We start from the raw sequence: 14,896 nt of genomic DNA, 5'->3' as shown, positions 1-14,896 counted from the left end.
ATGTATTACCTGCTGATCCTCGCGGTCGGGATTGAACGCGTCGTCGAGCTGGTGCTGTCCAACCGCAATGCGCAGTGGTCATTTACCCAGGGCGCCAAGGAGTTTGGCCGGCCGCACTACGTGGTGATGGTGATCATCCACACCGCGCTGCTGATCGGCTGCGTGGTCGAGCCGTGGGCACTGCACCGGCCGTTCATTCCGTGGCTGGGCTGGCCGATGCTGGCGGTGGCGGCGGCCAGCCAGGTGCTGCGCTGGTGGTGCATCACGACGCTGGGGCGACGGTGGAACACCCGGGTGATCGTCCTGCCGGCCGAGCCGCTGGTGAACGCCGGCCCCTACCGGTGGTTGCACCACCCGAACTATGTTGCAGTGGTGGCCGAAGGGATCGCACTGCCGCTGATACACACCGCGTGGCTGACGGCGGCGATTTTCACGGTGGCCAACGCGATCCTGCTCAGTGTCCGCATCCGGGTGGAGAACTCGGCGCTGGGCTACACGTGAGCACTTTCGACACCGACCTGTTGATCGTCGGCGGCGGCCCGGGCGGGCTCGCCACGGCATTACACGCTCGGCGGCTTGGGCTTTCGGTCATCGTGGCCGAGCCACGGGAGGGCCCCATCGACAAGGCGTGCGGCGAGGGCCTGATGCCCGGCGGGCTGGCCGAACTCACATCGCTGGGCGTGGATCCGGCCGGCATGCCGTTTCACGGGATCGCGTATCTGGATGAACGCCGCCGCGCCGAGGCGCGGTTTCGCGGCGGCCCTGGCCGCGGCGTCCGGCGCACCACCTTGCACGCGGCTATGGCTGCGCGCGCCAAAGAGCAAGACACCGAGTGGATCCGGACGCGGGTCAACACCGTCGAGCAGGACGCGCACGGCGTGACCGCCGCCGGCGTGCGCGCGAAGTGGTTGGTGGGGGCCGACGGGCTGCATTCGTCGGTGCGGCGTGCGGTCGGGATCGACGTCACCGCCGGAACCCCGCGACGCTACGGCGTGCGCCGGCATTTCAAGGTGCCGGCGTGGTCGGAGTTCGTCGAGGTTTATTGGTCCCGCTGGGGTGAGGCCTACGTGACGCCGGTGGAGCCGGATCTGGTGGGGGTGGCGATCCTGTCGCGCGGACAGCCCGACCTCGCCTGGTTCCCGCGGCTATCCCGGCAGCTGGCCGGCGGCGAACGTGGGCCCGCGCGCGGCTGCGGCCCGCTGCGGCAGGTGGTATCCCGCCGCGTCGCGGGCCGGGTGCTGCTGGTGGGCGACGCCGCGGGCTACGAGGACGCGCTGACCGGTGAGGGCATCAGCCTCGCCGTCAAGCAGGCCGGCGCGGCGGTCACCGCCATCGTCGAGGGCGCCCCGGAGTCCTATGAGGCGGCCTGGCACCGGGTCACCCGCAACTACCGGCTGCTCACCCGCGGCCTGGTGCTGGCCAGCACGCCGCGCCCGGCGCGCCGGGCGATCGTGCCGGCCGGCCGGCTGTTGCCCTCCGCGTTCCGCTTCGGGGTCAACATCCTCGCCAGTTAGCGCGCCTTCCAGACCGGCTCGCGCTTCTCCGCGAACGCGATCGGCCCTTCCCTGGCGTCCTCGGATCGGATCAGGGTGCGCATCTCGTTCATCGTGCGCTCCCAGCCGACGACTTCGTCGGTGATCACGCCGTCGTCGACGCCGTAGGCGATGCGCTTGCTGGCCTGCACCGAAAGCGGTGCGTTGACCGTGACGCGCGCCGCCAGCGCCAGCGCCGCGTCCAGCACCGAGCCCTCCTTGACGACCTGGTTGATCAGGCCCCACTCCCAGGCGTCGTTGGCGGTCAGCGGCTCGCCGGTCATCAGTAGTTCCATCGCCACCTTGCGCGGCAGCTGGTTCATGATCCGGAAGACGCCGCCGGCCGCGGCGACCAGCCCGCGCTTGACCTCGGGCAGGCCGAACTTGGCGAACTCGTGGGCCACCACCAGGTCACTGGCCAGCGCCAGCTCGGTGCCACCGCCCAGGGCGGTGCCGTTGACCGCCGCGATGGTCGGCTTGTCGATGAAGTGCTGGACGTAGCCGGCGAAACCCCACTCCGGATGGTCGGGGTGGTAGATGTTCTCGCGCCGCGCGATCGCCTTGAGATCGGCTCCGGCACAGAACGACTTGTCGCCCGCGCCGGTGATCACCACCGCCCGCACCTCGGGGTCGTTCTGCGCTTGGTCCAGCGCCTCGCCCAGCCCGATGCTGACGGCGGCGTTGATCGCGTTACGCGCCTCCGGTCGGTTGATCGTCAGGATCAAGACGTTGCCGGAGCGCTCGACAAGAACCGCCGGCTGCTCGACGGGATCCGTCACAGGAGCTCGACGATGGTTGCGTTGGCCTGACCGCCACCCTCACACATCGTCTGCAGACCGTACTGAATTCCCTTGTCCCGCATGTGATACAGCAGTGTGGTCATGATCCGGGCCCCCGAACCGCCGAGCGGGTGGCCGAGCGCGATCGCGCCGCCGTTGGGGTTGAGCTTCTTCTCGTCGGCGCCGATGTCCTTGAGCCAGGCCAGCGGAACCGGCGCGAACGCCTCGTTGACCTCGTAGACCCCGATGTCGCCGATGGAAAGCCCCGAGCGCTTCAGCACCTTCTGGGTCGCCGGGATCGGCGCGGTCAACATGATGACCGGGTCGGCGCCGGCCAGGGTCGCGGTGTGCACCTTGGCAAGTGGCTTGAGGCCCAGCGACTTTGCCTTCTCCGCGGACATGAACAGCAGCGCGGCCGCGCCGTCGGAGATCTGCGAGGAGTTGCCGGCGTGGATCACGCCGTCCTCTTTGAAGGCCGGCTTCAGCGAGGCCATCTTCTCCATCGGCGTACCGCGGCGGATGCCTTCGTCCTTGAGGACCACGTTGCCCTCGGAATCCTTGATCCCGACGATCTGGTCGTCGAAGGCACCGGAATCCTGTGCGGCAGCGGCTTTTTCGTGTGAGTCGAGGGAGAACTGGTCGAGCGCGGTCCGGTCCAAGCCCCACTGCTCGGCGATCATCTCGGCGCCAATGCCCTGGTTGGGGACCTGGCGGTCGTAGCGGTCCAGGAACGTGTCCGGGTAGGGCCGCCCGCCGTTGGCCAGCGATGCGCCCATCGGGGTGCGCGACATCGACTCCACGCCGCCGGCCACGACGACGTCGTAGTGCCCGGCGACTACACCGGCCGCAGCGAAGTGGATGGACTGCTGGCTCGACCCGCACTGTCGGTCAACGGTCACGCCCGGGACGGTCTCCGGCCAGCCCGCCGTCAGCAGCGCGGTGCGGCCGATGTCGAGGGCCTGCTCGCCGGCCTGCATCACGCAGCCCCAGATCACGTCGTCAACGATTCCGGGGTCGATGCCGGTCCTGCTGACCAACCCGTTGAGCACCTGCGCGGACAAATCGGCGGGGTGTACCCCCGACAGCCCCCCGTTGCGCTTGCCGATAGGTGAGCGCACTGCCTCGACGATGACGGCTTCAGCCATGATGATGTCTCCTTCGACAGTCGGTGGGCTGCGAAACACTTCTTGACGATTGTCAACCAAGGGGTTGGGCGGTTGCTGACCGGGGTGGCCCTAGCGCGGCGCACCCGTGAACCAGAACTTTGTTTCCACCGGCCTCCTGCGCGGCCATAATGAACGGGTGAAGCGGCTCAACGGCATGGACGCGATGCTGCTCTACAGCGAGGCGCCGAACCTGCACACGCACACGCTGAAGGTCGCGGTCGTCGACGCCACTGAGAGCGAGTTCGGCTTCGAGCTGTTCCGCCAGACCCTCGTCGACCGCCTGGGACGGCTGGATCCGTTGCGCTACAAGCTGATTGACATTCCCTGGCGGCTGCATCACCCGATGTGGATGGAGAACTGCGACGTCGACATCGACTACCACCTGCGCCGGGTGCAGGTGCCCGCGCCGGGGGGCCGTCGCGAACTCGACGAGGTGATCGGCCGCATCGCCAGCACTGCGCTGGACCGCGCCCGCCCCCTGTGGGAGTTTCACTTCGCCGAAGGCATGGCCGGAAACCGGTTCGCGATCATCGGCAAGATGCATCACGCCCTGGCCGACGGGGTGGCCTCGGCGAACCTGTTGGCCCGGCTGATGGACATGGACCCGCGGGCCGACATCGGCGGCCCTGTCCCCGGCGGCTGCGCCGAGCCGTCGAGGGCCGAGTTGCTGCGGGCCGCCGGGCGTGACCACGCTCAGCAGGCCGCCACGCTGCCCGGGGTGCTCGTCGACACCTTCGCCGGCCTACGCCGGCTGCGCCGCCGGTCCCGCGAGCGGGGTAGGCAGCCCGAGCTGGCCCGGCTGCTCGCTGCGCCGGCGACGTTCGCGAACCACGTCGTCTCGCCCGGGCGCACGTTCGCGACCACGACGCTGTCGCTGCCCCAGGTGAAGCAGACCAGCAAGCGACTCCAGATCACCATCAACGACGTGGTGATGTCGATGGCCGCGGGCGCACTGCGGGAACTGCTGCTGCGCTATGACGGCCGTGCCGACCGGCCCATCGTGGCGTCCGTTCCGGCGAGTACCGACCGTTCGCCGGACCGCATCAGCGGCAACGAGCTTGGCGGCATGGTGGTCTCGCTGCCGACGCATATCGGCGATCCGCTGGAGCGGGTGCGCCTGACGTCGGTGGCCAGCTCGATCGCCAAGGAGAACAACGAGCTGTTCGGCCCCGAGCTGTACGGCAGGTTGATCAACTACCTCCCGCCGATCGCGGCGCCGCCCGTGTTCGACTGGCTGGCCTGGCGCAACGCAAAGAACAGGCTCTTCAACATCCCGGTGTCCAACGTCGCCGGGCCGCGCGAGCGCGGTCGGCTGGCCGGCGCCCCGGTGAGCGAGATCTACTCGGTCGGCCCACTGATCGCCGCCTGCGGCGTCAACATCACCGTGTGGAGCTACGTCGACCAGCTCAACATCTCGGTGATCGCCGACGACCGCACCCTGACGGACACGCACGAAGCGACCGACGCCATGGTGCACGCCTTCCGTGAAATACGCTCCGCCGCAGGCCTTTACGATGACCTCAGCACGGTCGACTCGGCGATGCCACCGGCCGCCGCGCTGACGAACTAACCGAGGACGGGAAACCGCCGCTCGTTCGCGAGCCGGTCCAGCGCCGCCTGCATCACCGCGCGGACGTGCGCGTCGACGTCGGCGACGTCCGGTTCGGCGCCGAACCGGGCGGCGAGGTCGATCGGTTCGGTGACCTCGGTGACGATCTTGGTCGGCAACGGGAGATTCGGCGGCATGATCACGCTGAACCCGAACGGGATGCCCCACGTCAGCGGCAGGATGTCGGAGCGAAACCTGTTCAGCCCCAGCCGCTTTGCCAGCCAGGTTCCGCGCGTCAGGAACAGCTGGCTCTCCTGGCCGCCGATGGAGACCGCGGGGACGATCGGCACGCCGGCCGCAACCGCGGTCCTGACGTAGCCGGTCCGGCCGTTGAAGTCGACGACGTTTTCGGCCAGCGTCGGTCGGTACGCGTCGTAGATACCGCCGGGAAAGACCAGCACCACGCCGCCGGAGCGCAGCGCCTCGACGGCGTTGGAGGTGCTGGCGCGGATCACCCCCAGCCGGGTCATCAGGCTTGCCACCGGGCCGGCGAACATGCCGTCGTGCCCCAGCGTGTACAGCGGCCGGTCGTAGCCGAACCTGTCGTAGAAGGCGGCCGCATACAGCAGCACATCGGGGGTCAGCATGCCGCCCGAGTGGTTGGCGACGATCAGCGCGCCACCGTCGGCCGGAAACGAGTCCAGCCCAAGCACTTCGAAGCGGAACCAGCGCTTGGCGATGGGGCGCGCCGCATCGACGAGCCGCTTGGTGAAGGCCGGATCAAACTCGGCAGTCTGACTCAACGAGCCCCCCAACATCCACCCGCCGAGATCGCCGCCATGGTGGTCATCCGCGCGAAAAGCACTGCCATGGCGGCAATCTCGCCGCACCAGACTTACCCCGCGGGGTAAGCCACGGACTTGATCTCGGTGTACTGGTCGAATCCAGCGATACCGTTCTGGCGACCGATGCCGCTCTCCTTGTAGCCACCGAACGGCGTGTCGGCGGCGTACCCAGCACCACCGTTGACGCCCATGAAGCCGGCCTTGATCCGGCGGGTCACCGACAGCGCACGCTCGAGCGAACCGGCGAACACGTTGCCGGCCAAGCCGTACACGCTGTCGTTGGCGATCCGGATCGCGTCTTCCTCGTCGTCGAACGGGATGACCGAGAGCACCGGGCCGAAGATCTCCTCCTGCGCGATGGTCATCTTGTTGTCGACGTTGGTGAAAAGCGTTGGGCGCACGTAATACCCCTTGTCGAAGCCGGTCTCCGCGCCGGGGCCACCGACCAGCGCCGTGGCACCCTCGTCGACGCCCTTCTGGATGTAGCTGTTCACCCGCTCGTACTGCCGCTGCGAGATCACCGGACCGCACAGGGTGCCCGGGTCCTGCGGGTCGCCGCAGGTGACGTTTTCGTAGATGTTCTTGAGGATTTCCACACCCTCGTCGTAGCGAGACCGCGGCAGCAGCAGCCGGGTCGGGTTGGCGCAGCCCTGACCGGCGTGCATACACGGCGCGATGCCGACCATGCACGCCGTACCGAAGTCGGCGTCCTCCAAGACGATGGTGGCCGACTTGCCACCGAGCTCCAGGAACAGCCGCTTCATGGTGGCCGCACCCTTCTCCATGATCCGCTTGCCGACCACCGTCGAGCCGGTGAACGAGATCAGGTCGACCTTGGGCGACAGCGTCAGCTCCTCACCCACGAAGTGGTCCGAGGCGGTGACGACGTTCACGACACCGGCTGGGATGTCGGTCTTTTCGGCGATCAGCCGGCCCAGCCGGTTCGCGTTGAACGGGGTGTTCGGCGCCGGCTTGAGCACGACGGTGTTGCCGCTGCCCAGTGCCTGGCCGAGCTTGTTGAGGGTGACCTCGAACGGGAAGTTCCACGGCACGATCGCGCCGACCACCCCGACCGGCTCGCGCCACACCTTGATGGTGGTGTTCGCGCCGGTGAGGCTGATAACCCGGTCGCCGAGGTCGGTCTCCCAGGCGTACGAGTCGATCAGCCGGGCGGGGTATTTCAGGCCATCCGCCAGCGGGGCGTCCAGCTGGGGGCCGAACGTGATGGCCCGGGGCGAGCCGACCTCGAGGATGAGCTCCTCGCGCAGGTCGTCGATCTCGGACTCGATCGCCTCGTGCAGCTGCAGCAGGCAGCGCTTGCGCAGCTCCTTGTTGGTCGACCAGTCGGTGTCGTCGAACGCGCGCCGGGCCGCATCGATGGCCCGGTGCATGTCCTCCCTGGAGGCGTCGGAGACCTCGCCGAGGGACTCCTCGGTAGCCGGGTTGATGTTGGCGAAGCTGCCGGCCTGGCCCTCGACGAGCTTGCCGTCGATCATCATCTTCGGCTCGAAGCGGACCTTTACAGTGTCAGACATTTTTGTCGCTCTCTAATTTTGACGGGGCTTTCCGCGGGTCATCTTACGGAGAGCCTTACGGGTAACTAGCCGATTGGCAACCCGCAACATGCTGACGTGGGCTTTGCCGCGGCTCGGTGCGGATTTGGCAGCTGTCACCGAGCCCCCCGGCGAGCCTTTCGGCGTAGCCGATCTGCGGTGCGACGCTCTCGTGGAACAAACCCATCTCCGTGACACGGCTTGCAGAAACCTAAGATTTGTTCGCACCCTAGCGCGGCGGCCACCCGGCCGTCAATCGCGCCGGCGCGGGCGGCCGGGGAGCCCGCTGCGTCAGTTGACCAAATATCTGTTCCGCCGTAAAGTCCGGCTCTGCAGCACCCAACAGCGTCGGCTAGCAGGAGCGCATCGTGATCGACTTCACCGGCCAGGTGGCCGTGGTTACCGGCGCCGGCCGCGGGCTGGGCCGCCTCTACGCGCTGGATTTGGCCCGCCGCGGCGCCGCGGTGGTGGTCAACGACCTCGGCGGCTCGATGCGCGGCGAGGGCACCGATGCAAAAGTCGCGGACGAGGTGGTCGACGAGATCACGACGGCCGGCGGGCGGGCGGTCGCGTCGTACGACTCGGTGGACAGCCCGGCGGGCGGCCAGGCCATCGTCGATGCGGCCGTGGGCGCATTCGGGCGCCTGGACGCGGTCGTCAGCAACGCCGGAATCTTCGGCAGCGTGCCGTTCGAAGACCTCTCGGTCGACGACTGGACGCGCATGCTGCGAGTCCACCTCGATGGCGGCTTCTATTTGTCGCAGCCCGCGTATCGCGTGATGAAAAAGAATGAGGGCGGGCGGTTCGTGTTCATCTCGTCGTCCGCCGGCATCTTCGGCCAGCCGATGGAGGCGCACTACGCGGCGGCCAAGGCTGGTCTGGTGGGACTGACGAACGTGATCGCGATCGAAGGCGAAGCCCACGGCATACTCGCGAACTCGGTTATGCCGACCGGCTTTTCGCGCATGGTCACCGAGACGGTCGGTGACGAGAAGTTCCTGGCCGAATCCGGTTTCATGCAGGCCATCCGGCCCGAACTCGTCGTGCCCCTGGTGACGTTCCTGGCCAGCCGCGCCTGCACGTTCAGCCACCGCAACTATTCGGCGGCCGCCGGACGCTACGCGCGGATATTCGTCGGGCTCAGCGAAGGCTGGCTGGCAGACGCCGACACGGAACCGACGGCAGAAGACATCGAGGAACACCTCGAGCAGATGTCCGCCACCGAGCGATTCCTGGTGCCCGGCTCGATCGTCGACGAGGTGCTGGAGGTCTGCGAGCGGCGGGGCGTCAGCGCGATGCCGGGTAACGCCGAGGTCGAATTCCCGCAAGGCTCCCGATAAGCGTTATTGACCGCCAAAATGCCTCACCGTAAAGTCCGGCTAAGTCGCAGTTAGCCACGATCAGATTCAAGGAAAAGTGGACTTCTCTTACCCGCCGGAGCTGGAACAGTTCCGCATCGAGCTGCGCGAGTGGCTGTCGGAGAACCTGACCGACGAGTTGGTGGCCGCCCGCCGGAACCTGGGTCGCGACGACGCGACATTCGAGATGATGCGCGCGTGGAACGCGACAATGGCCGACGAGGGCTGGGCCGCCGTCTCGTGGCCCCGCGAATACGGCGGTCGCGGAGCGACAGTTCTCGAGCAGCTGGTCTACACCGAGGAGACCACGCGCGCGCGAGCCCCTATGCCGCTCAACGTCATTGGTATGAACAACATCGCCCCCGCGATCATGCAATACGGCACCGAGGACCAGAAGAAGACGCTGCTGCGCCGGATGATGCGAGCCGACGACATCTGGTGCCAGGGAATGTCGGAACCCGAGGCGGGATCCGATCTGGCGTCGTTGCGCACCCGCGCGGTGCGCGACGGTGACGACTTCGTCGTCAACGGCCAGAAAATCTGGACGTCGCTGGGACACCGGGCGAACTGGTGCCAGCTGTATGTGCGCACCGATCCCGACGCCCCGAAGCACAAGGGCATCTCCTGCCTGATCGTCGACATGTCACTGCCCGGCATCGAGGTCCGCCCGCTGGTGACACTCAACGGCGATGCCGATTTCGCCGAGGTGTTCTTCCACGACGTGCGGGTGCCGGCCGACGCGCTGCTCGGACCACTCAACGGCGGGTGGCAGGTCGCCACCACCACACTCAGCCACGAGCGAGCCGGGGCCGCACGGCTCTACGCCGAAATGCAGGCGCGGCTGGAGGAGCTGGTGGATGACATGGCCGCTCAGGCCGAGGCTGGTGACGACCCGGTGACGCTGCGGCGACTCGGCGAAATCGCCCTCCGCATCAAGTATCTCGAGGTGCTGTGCCAGCGATCGATCTCGGCGACGCTGCACGGAGGTGACGCATTCGGTTCGGCCAGCCTGGCCAAGACGGTGTGGGGCGAGATCGGGCAGGACATGGCCGCGCTGGCGTTCGACGTGCTGGGCAGCCGCGGCGCAGGGGCGTGGGCGAACTACCGCCTCACCTCACGCTCGCTGACGATCGCGGGCGGGACCTCACAGATCAACAAGAACATCACCGCCCAACGGGTACTCGGATTGCCGCGCAAATGAACCTCGAACTCAACGACGAACAGGTCGCACTGCGCGACACCACGCGCCGCTTTCTCGCCGAGAAGGCACCGATTTCGGGCCACGTGCGCGAACTGCTCGACGATCCGACCGGTGTCGACGACACGGTCTGGCGCGGCCTGGCCGACCTCGGCACCACCGGGCTGTTGGTGCCGGAGGAACACGGCGGCGCCGGCATGACGATGGTCGAGGCCGGCGTCGTGGCCGAGGAGCTCGGCGCCGCCCTGCACCCGGGGCCGTGGTTGTCGACCGCCGTCGCCGCGCCGCGCACCTTGACCCGACTCTGCGACAGTGAGAGCGCCACAACGATTTTGGCCGGAATCGCCGACGGGACCACGGTGGCCACCGTCGGCTTCCTGGGTTCCGAAAGCGTCGCAGCGGAATCGGGCGGCGTCCTGCGGGGCGAGCTCGGCGATGTGCCCGACGCCGCGGCGGCGAACGTCTTGCTGGTGCTGGCCGAAGACGCCCACGGCACCGGTCTTTTCGCGGTGAGCACCGACTCCCCCGGGTTTTCCGTGCAGCCCGAGCGCGGTATCGATGCGACCCGCAAACGGTTTCGCGTTCAGCTCGACGAAACCCCCGCCCAGCGGCTGGCCGGCGCCGCGCCGGCCGATGTCGCGGCGGTCATCGACGACCTGCTGATCGCCACCGCCGCCGACGCGCTCGGTGCGGCGCGGGCCGTCATGGACCTCGCCGTCGAATATGCAAAAGTCAGAAAGCAATTCGATCAGGTCATCGGATCGTTTCAGGCAGTCCAGCATCTGTGCGTCGACATGTACGAGACGGTGGAGCTGGCGCGCAGCGGCGTAATCCACGCGCTGTGGGCCGCCGATGCGGAACTTCCGTCCGACGAACGGCACCTTGCCGCGCTGCGGGCGAAAGCGTTCGCCGGGCGGCTGGCCACCGTGGGAGACACCGCGATCCAGGTTTTCGGCGGCATCGGCTACACCTGGGAGCACGACGCGCACCTCTACCTCAAGCGCCTCCTGAGCTGGAGCGAACTCCTGGGCGGACCCGACGGCTATCTCACTGAACTCGGTGCACGCCTTACCAAGAGAGGTCCCCGATGAGCCCCGCGATGGACATCGAATACCTGCTCACCGCCACCCGTTCGGCGCGCAAGACGCTCGACCTCGACGCGCCCGTCGACCTCGGCGACATTCGCGAGTGTTTGCGCATCGGCCTGCAGGCCGCCAACGGCTCCAACCAACAATCGTGGAAGTGGCTGGTGGTCGCCGATCCCGCGCTGCGGGAAAAGATCAGCGAGCTCTACCGCGAGTCGTATCTGCTGCGCGTCGGCGGGCAGCTGCTGGCCGACCTGCTCCCGGCCGGCACGCCGGAGGGCAGGCTGATGTCCTCGACGGAGTGGCTGGTGGAGAACATGGCGCGGGTGCCGTTGCTGGTAATCCCTTGTTACGAGGCCTACCTGCCGCGCATCGACGGCGACGAGTCGTTCCATCAGGCCACGCTGTACGGCTCGATCTTCCCAGCGGTGTGGAACTTTCAGCTGGCCCTGCACACCCGCGGCTACGGCACGTGTGTCACCACCCTGCATTTGCACCGCGAGGAGGAGATCCGGCAACTGCTGGGCATCCCGCCGGGTTATTCGCAGGGCTGTCTGCTGCCCGTGGGCCGACTGCGGGCCGGGCACACGTTCCGGCCCGCCCCGCGACGCCCGCTCGACGAGGTCGTCGCGCTCGATGGCTGGGACGGTCCGGCCCTCTAGAATGGACTCATCAGCGCGGTATGCAGCGAATTTGTCGCCGGCAGTCTGATAGCCTCTAACAAAGATTTGGTTCGGTTTGGGAGGACGATTGCATCTGTTTGCAGAGCCACGGTCCTCCAGGCTTGCGCACCTTTAGTCATGGCTAAAGCCGAGTCGCTGGCAAAGGGGCGGTCGCCGACGAACGGCCGCGTGCGCTCGGGCGCCGAAGCCGACGATGCCGGCACGCGGCGCACCGAGATCCTGCAAACCGCAGCGTCATTGATCGCGTCGTCGGGCTTCCGAACGTCGTTGCAGGAAATCGCCGACGCCGCGGGGATTCTCCCCGGCAGCCTCTATCACCACTTCGAGTCCAAAGAGGCGATCCTGGTCGAGCTGACCCGTCGCTATCAGGACGACCTGGATCGCATCGGGCGCACCGCCCAGGCGCGACTGGACGAACCCGATGCGCGGCCCGTTGCCGAAAAGATCATCGGGCTGGGCACGGCGATCGCCGACTGCGCGGTGCGGCACGGCGCGGCCCTGCAGATGTCGTTCTACGAGGGGCCCAGCACCGACCCCGAGCTGATTAAGCTGACCGGGAAGCAGCCCGTTGCGATTCAAGAGGCGATGCTGCAGACGCTGCGCGCCGGGAGGTGGAGCGGCTACATCAAGCCCGACATCGACCTGCCCACGCTCGCCGACCGGATCTGCCAGACCATGCTGCAGGTCGGGCTCGACGTGATGCGCCACAATTCATCGACCGACCAGGTCGCCGAGGTTTTGTGCCGAATCATCTTGCAGGGCTTGGCGGTTCGCCCCCCCACGGACTCGTTGCTGGACCGGTCTAGCGCGTTCATGGCAGCCAGCGAAGTGATCGAGACGTGGGCCGACGACAGCGACGCCGACCCCAGCGACAAGGCCGCGCACGTGCGCGCGGTGGCGCGAGCGGAGTTCGGGCGCAAAGGGTATGAGGTCACCACGATCAGGGACATCGCGTCGGCCGCGGGCCTTGGCACCGGAACCGTCTACCGGGTGATCGGATCCAAGGACCAGCTTCTCGACTCGATCATGGAGTCCTTCGGGCGCAAGGTCGAGGCGGGGTGGGTCGGCGTCCTGCGCTCGGATGCCACGGCCATCGAGAAACTGGACGCGCTCAGTTGGGTCAATGTCAATGCGCTGGACCAGTTTCCCGACGAGTTCAGGATCCAGGTCGCCTGGATGCGTCAATCTCCGCCGACCGCCAACCCGGGCTGGTCGTACACGACTCGCTTGCGGCAGATGAAATCACTGCTCTCCGAAGGAATCCGCTCCGGCGAGATTCAGACCGACGCGCCATCGGCCGCGATGCTGGCCCGCTGCGTCATCGGTCTGCAGTGGATACCGCACAACATTCTGCGCGCCGTCGGCAAACGGGAAGCGCTGGTACATACGCGTGACACGGTCCTGCGCGGCGCCGCCGTCCGCGGCAAGTAAGACCACCTAAATTCAATACGGCCCCGGTATTGAACCAAAAAACTGTTACCCATACAGTTGAGCAGTTAGAACCGCGTTGGCATTATCCGAGAAGGGGATTTCCATGACCATTGTCGATCGGTTGCGCTACGACGGCAAGCGCGCTCTCGTTGTTGGTGGCGCGACTGGCATGGGCGCCGCGGCGGCCAAGTCAGCTGCCGAGCTGGGTGCCGAAGTCATCGTGCTGGACTACGCGCCCGTGGACTACGACGTCGCCCAGTCCATCCAGGTGGACCTGCGCGACCCCGCCTCGATCGACGCCGCGCTCGAGCAGGTGAAGGGCCCGATCCACGCCGTGTTCTCCGCCGCCGGTGTCGCCGACGGCACGATCGACCTGATGAAGATCAACTTCATCGGCCACCGCCACCTGATCGACCGGCTGCTGGAGAAGAACCAGCTTCCCAACGGCTCGGCCATCTGCTTCATCTCCTCGGTCGCCGGCATGGGCTGGGAGAACGACCTCGAAACGATGAACGACTTCCTTGCCACGCCGGACTTCGCGGCGGCCGAGGCGTGGTGCCAGGCGCACGAGGCCGAGGGCATCAACCACTACGGCACCAGCAAGAAGATCATCAACACCTACGTGGCCAACCAGGGCTACCCGCTGGCGAAGAAGGGGATCCGCATCAATGCGATTTGCCCCGGACCGACCGACACCCCGCTGGCCCAGGCCAACGCGGACCTGTGGCTGAGCTTCGCCCAGGACTACCGCGACGAGACCGGGGCCAAGGTGCACACCCCGGAGCAGATGGGTGACACCATGGCGTTCCTCAACAGCGAGGCGGCGTGCGGCATCAGCGGGATCACGCTGCTGGTGGACTCCGGCCACACCATGGCCTCGATGACCGGCTCCTACGCCCCGGGCAAGATGATCATCGACATCATCATGGGCAAGGTAAAGCTCTAGCGACGATCGCAAGCGCGGCCGTGGCGATCGCAAGCGCGGCGTAGCCGGGCGCGGCGGGTCGCCACCGTAGGACGTAGCCGGGCGCAGCGGGTCGGCGCCATCGCCTAGGCGCGCGCTACCGTCGGAGGAATGGCACGAGTCATCCTCATCGGCGGGCACGGCAAGGTCGCACTGCAGCTCGCACGCATCCTGACCGAACGCGGCGACGAGGTCAGCTCGGTATTCCGCAATCCCGAGCACTCCGACGACGTCGCGGCCACCGGCGCCAAGCCGGTGGTGGCCGACATCGAGCAACTCGACACCTCGGCGCTGGCCGAGTTGGTGGCCGGGCACGACGCGGTCGTCTTCTCCGCCGGGGCCGGCGGCGGCAACCCGGAGCGGACCTACGCTGTCGACCGCGATGCCGCGGTCCGGGTGATCGACGCCGCCGCGCAGGCCGGGGTGCGGCGCTTCGTGATGGTCTCCTACTTCGGCGCCGGGCCGAATCATGGTGTCCCGCGCGACGATCCGTTCTTCGCCTATGCCGAGGCCAAGGCCGCCGCCGACACCCATTTGCGTGCCAGCGATCTGGATTGGACGGTGCTGGGGCCCGGCCGGCTCACCTTGGAGCCGGCGACAGGCAAGATCGTCGTCGGCCAAGGCAAAGGTGAGGTATCCCGGGCCGACGTCGCGCTCGTCGCGGCCGCCGCGCTGGCGGACGACTCGACCATCGGGCGGACCATCGAATTCAACAATGGCGACATCCCGATCGCCGAGGCCCTGGCGGGCTGA

Annotated in this window: 14 protein-coding genes; 10 read left to right on the top strand and 4 right to left on the bottom strand. The window is 67.5% G+C overall.

What is annotated here, in order from left to right; all coding sequences use genetic code 11:
• Positions 1–501 carry an isoprenylcysteine carboxyl methyltransferase family protein gene (locus MRAB57_RS16375; RefSeq protein WP_077088286.1) on the top strand — a complete coding sequence of 167 codons (501 nt, stop codon included), beginning with the start codon at positions 1–3 and terminating at the stop codon, positions 499–501.
• On the top strand, positions 498–1,514 hold the full coding sequence (locus MRAB57_RS16370) for an NAD(P)/FAD-dependent oxidoreductase (RefSeq protein ID WP_077088285.1): 1,017 nt from the start codon (positions 498–500) through the stop codon (positions 1,512–1,514). Before MRAB57_RS16375 ends, MRAB57_RS16370 begins: the two co-directional genes overlap by 4 nt.
• On the opposite strand, the gene MRAB57_RS16365 is transcribed toward MRAB57_RS16370, so the two are convergent.
• Together MRAB57_RS16365 and MRAB57_RS16360 are read right to left on the bottom strand one after the other, a co-directional pair.
• Positions 1,511–2,311, bottom strand: coding sequence for a crotonase/enoyl-CoA hydratase family protein (locus MRAB57_RS16365; RefSeq protein ID WP_077088284.1), 801 nt, complete (start codon positions 2,309–2,311; stop codon positions 1,511–1,513). The genes MRAB57_RS16370 and MRAB57_RS16365 overlap by 4 nt on opposite strands.
• Complete coding sequence (locus tag MRAB57_RS16360; RefSeq protein WP_077090631.1) at positions 2,308–3,456, bottom strand: thiolase family protein; 1,149 nt, start codon at positions 3,454–3,456, stop codon at positions 2,308–2,310. The genes MRAB57_RS16365 and MRAB57_RS16360 overlap by 4 nt, the downstream gene beginning before the upstream one ends.
• A gap of 157 nt (positions 3,457–3,613) precedes the next feature.
• Here MRAB57_RS16360 and MRAB57_RS16355 point away from each other — a divergent pair, with 157 nt between their 5' ends.
• A complete protein-coding gene (locus MRAB57_RS16355) occupies positions 3,614–5,047 on the top strand; it encodes a WS/DGAT/MGAT family O-acyltransferase (protein WP_077090630.1) in 1,434 nt (477 codons plus the stop codon).
• Here MRAB57_RS16355 and MRAB57_RS16350 read toward each other — a convergent pair.
• Entirely contained in the window at positions 5,044–5,844 is an 801-nt protein-coding gene (locus MRAB57_RS16350) for a lysophospholipid acyltransferase family protein (protein ID WP_077088283.1), read from the bottom strand. The two genes, MRAB57_RS16355 and MRAB57_RS16350, sit on opposite strands and share 4 nt — an antisense overlap.
• A gap of 77 nt (positions 5,845–5,921) precedes the next feature.
• Positions 5,922–7,406: an aldehyde dehydrogenase family protein gene (locus MRAB57_RS16345; RefSeq protein WP_077088282.1), complete on the bottom strand. Its 1,485-nt coding sequence runs from the start codon at positions 7,404–7,406 to the stop codon at positions 5,922–5,924.
• Positions 7,407–7,792: 386 nt separating this feature from the next.
• On the opposite strand from MRAB57_RS16345, the gene MRAB57_RS16340 reads away from it, so the two are divergent.
• The 7 genes from MRAB57_RS16340 (at position 7,793) to MRAB57_RS16310 (ending at position 14,896) form a co-directional block, all read left to right on the top strand.
• Positions 7,793–8,764, top strand: a complete 972-nt coding sequence (locus tag MRAB57_RS16340) for an SDR family NAD(P)-dependent oxidoreductase (RefSeq protein WP_077088281.1) — start codon at positions 7,793–7,795, stop codon at positions 8,762–8,764.
• A 64-nt stretch (positions 8,765–8,828) separates the two neighbouring features.
• The gene (locus MRAB57_RS16335) at positions 8,829–9,983 is read left to right on the top strand and encodes an acyl-CoA dehydrogenase family protein (protein ID WP_173814033.1); all 1,155 of its coding nucleotides are present in this window, start codon (positions 8,829–8,831) and stop codon (positions 9,981–9,983) included.
• Positions 9,980–11,071, top strand: a complete 1,092-nt coding sequence (locus tag MRAB57_RS16330; protein WP_077088279.1) for an acyl-CoA dehydrogenase family protein — start codon at positions 9,980–9,982, stop codon at positions 11,069–11,071. The genes MRAB57_RS16335 and MRAB57_RS16330 overlap by 4 nt, the downstream gene beginning before the upstream one ends.
• 8 nt (positions 11,072–11,079) lie before the next feature.
• Positions 11,080–11,727, top strand: a complete 648-nt coding sequence (locus tag MRAB57_RS16325; protein WP_077090629.1) for a nitroreductase family protein — start codon at positions 11,080–11,082, stop codon at positions 11,725–11,727.
• 138 nt (positions 11,728–11,865) lie between these two features.
• Positions 11,866–13,179: a TetR/AcrR family transcriptional regulator gene (locus MRAB57_RS16320; protein WP_077088278.1), complete on the top strand. Its 1,314-nt coding sequence runs from the start codon at positions 11,866–11,868 to the stop codon at positions 13,177–13,179.
• Positions 13,180–13,282: 103 nt separating this feature from the next.
• Positions 13,283–14,125, top strand: coding sequence for an SDR family oxidoreductase (locus MRAB57_RS16315; protein ID WP_077088277.1), 843 nt, complete (start codon positions 13,283–13,285; stop codon positions 14,123–14,125).
• A 129-nt stretch (positions 14,126–14,254) separates the two neighbouring features.
• Positions 14,255–14,896 carry an SDR family oxidoreductase gene (locus tag MRAB57_RS16310; RefSeq protein ID WP_077088276.1) on the top strand — a complete coding sequence of 214 codons (642 nt, stop codon included), beginning with the start codon at positions 14,255–14,257 and terminating at the stop codon, positions 14,894–14,896.

This window comes from Mycobacterium rhizamassiliense (assembly GCF_900157375.1).
GTDB lineage: Bacteria > Actinomycetota > Actinomycetes > Mycobacteriales > Mycobacteriaceae > Mycobacterium > Mycobacterium rhizamassiliense.
The sequence above is the reverse complement of the archived record's forward strand: the minus strand, read 5'-3'. Positions and strand labels throughout refer to the sequence as shown.

What these genes read in the sequence shown, in the direction of transcription:
- MRAB57_RS16375 (WP_077088286.1), top strand. Translation starts at nt 1, where the DNA reads ATGTATTACCTGCTGATCCTCGCGGTCGGGATTGAACGCGTCGTCGAG.
- MRAB57_RS16360 (WP_077090631.1), bottom strand. Translation starts at nt 3,456, where the DNA reads ATGGCTGAAGCCGTCATCGTCGAGGCAGTGCGCTCACCTATCGGCAAG.
- MRAB57_RS16350 (WP_077088283.1), bottom strand. Translation starts at nt 5,844, where the DNA reads ATGTTGGGGGGCTCGTTGAGTCAGACTGCCGAGTTTGATCCGGCCTTC.
- MRAB57_RS16345 (WP_077088282.1), bottom strand. Translation starts at nt 7,406, where the DNA reads ATGTCTGACACTGTAAAGGTCCGCTTCGAGCCGAAGATGATGATCGAC.
- MRAB57_RS16330 (WP_077088279.1), top strand. Translation starts at nt 9,980, where the DNA reads ATGAACCTCGAACTCAACGACGAACAGGTCGCACTGCGCGACACCACG.
- MRAB57_RS16325 (WP_077090629.1), top strand. Translation starts at nt 11,080, where the DNA reads ATGGACATCGAATACCTGCTCACCGCCACCCGTTCGGCGCGCAAGACG.
- MRAB57_RS16320 (WP_077088278.1), top strand. Translation starts at nt 11,866, where the DNA reads ATGGCTAAAGCCGAGTCGCTGGCAAAGGGGCGGTCGCCGACGAACGGC.
- MRAB57_RS16315 (WP_077088277.1), top strand. Translation starts at nt 13,283, where the DNA reads ATGACCATTGTCGATCGGTTGCGCTACGACGGCAAGCGCGCTCTCGTT.
- MRAB57_RS16310 (WP_077088276.1), top strand. Translation starts at nt 14,255, where the DNA reads ATGGCACGAGTCATCCTCATCGGCGGGCACGGCAAGGTCGCACTGCAG.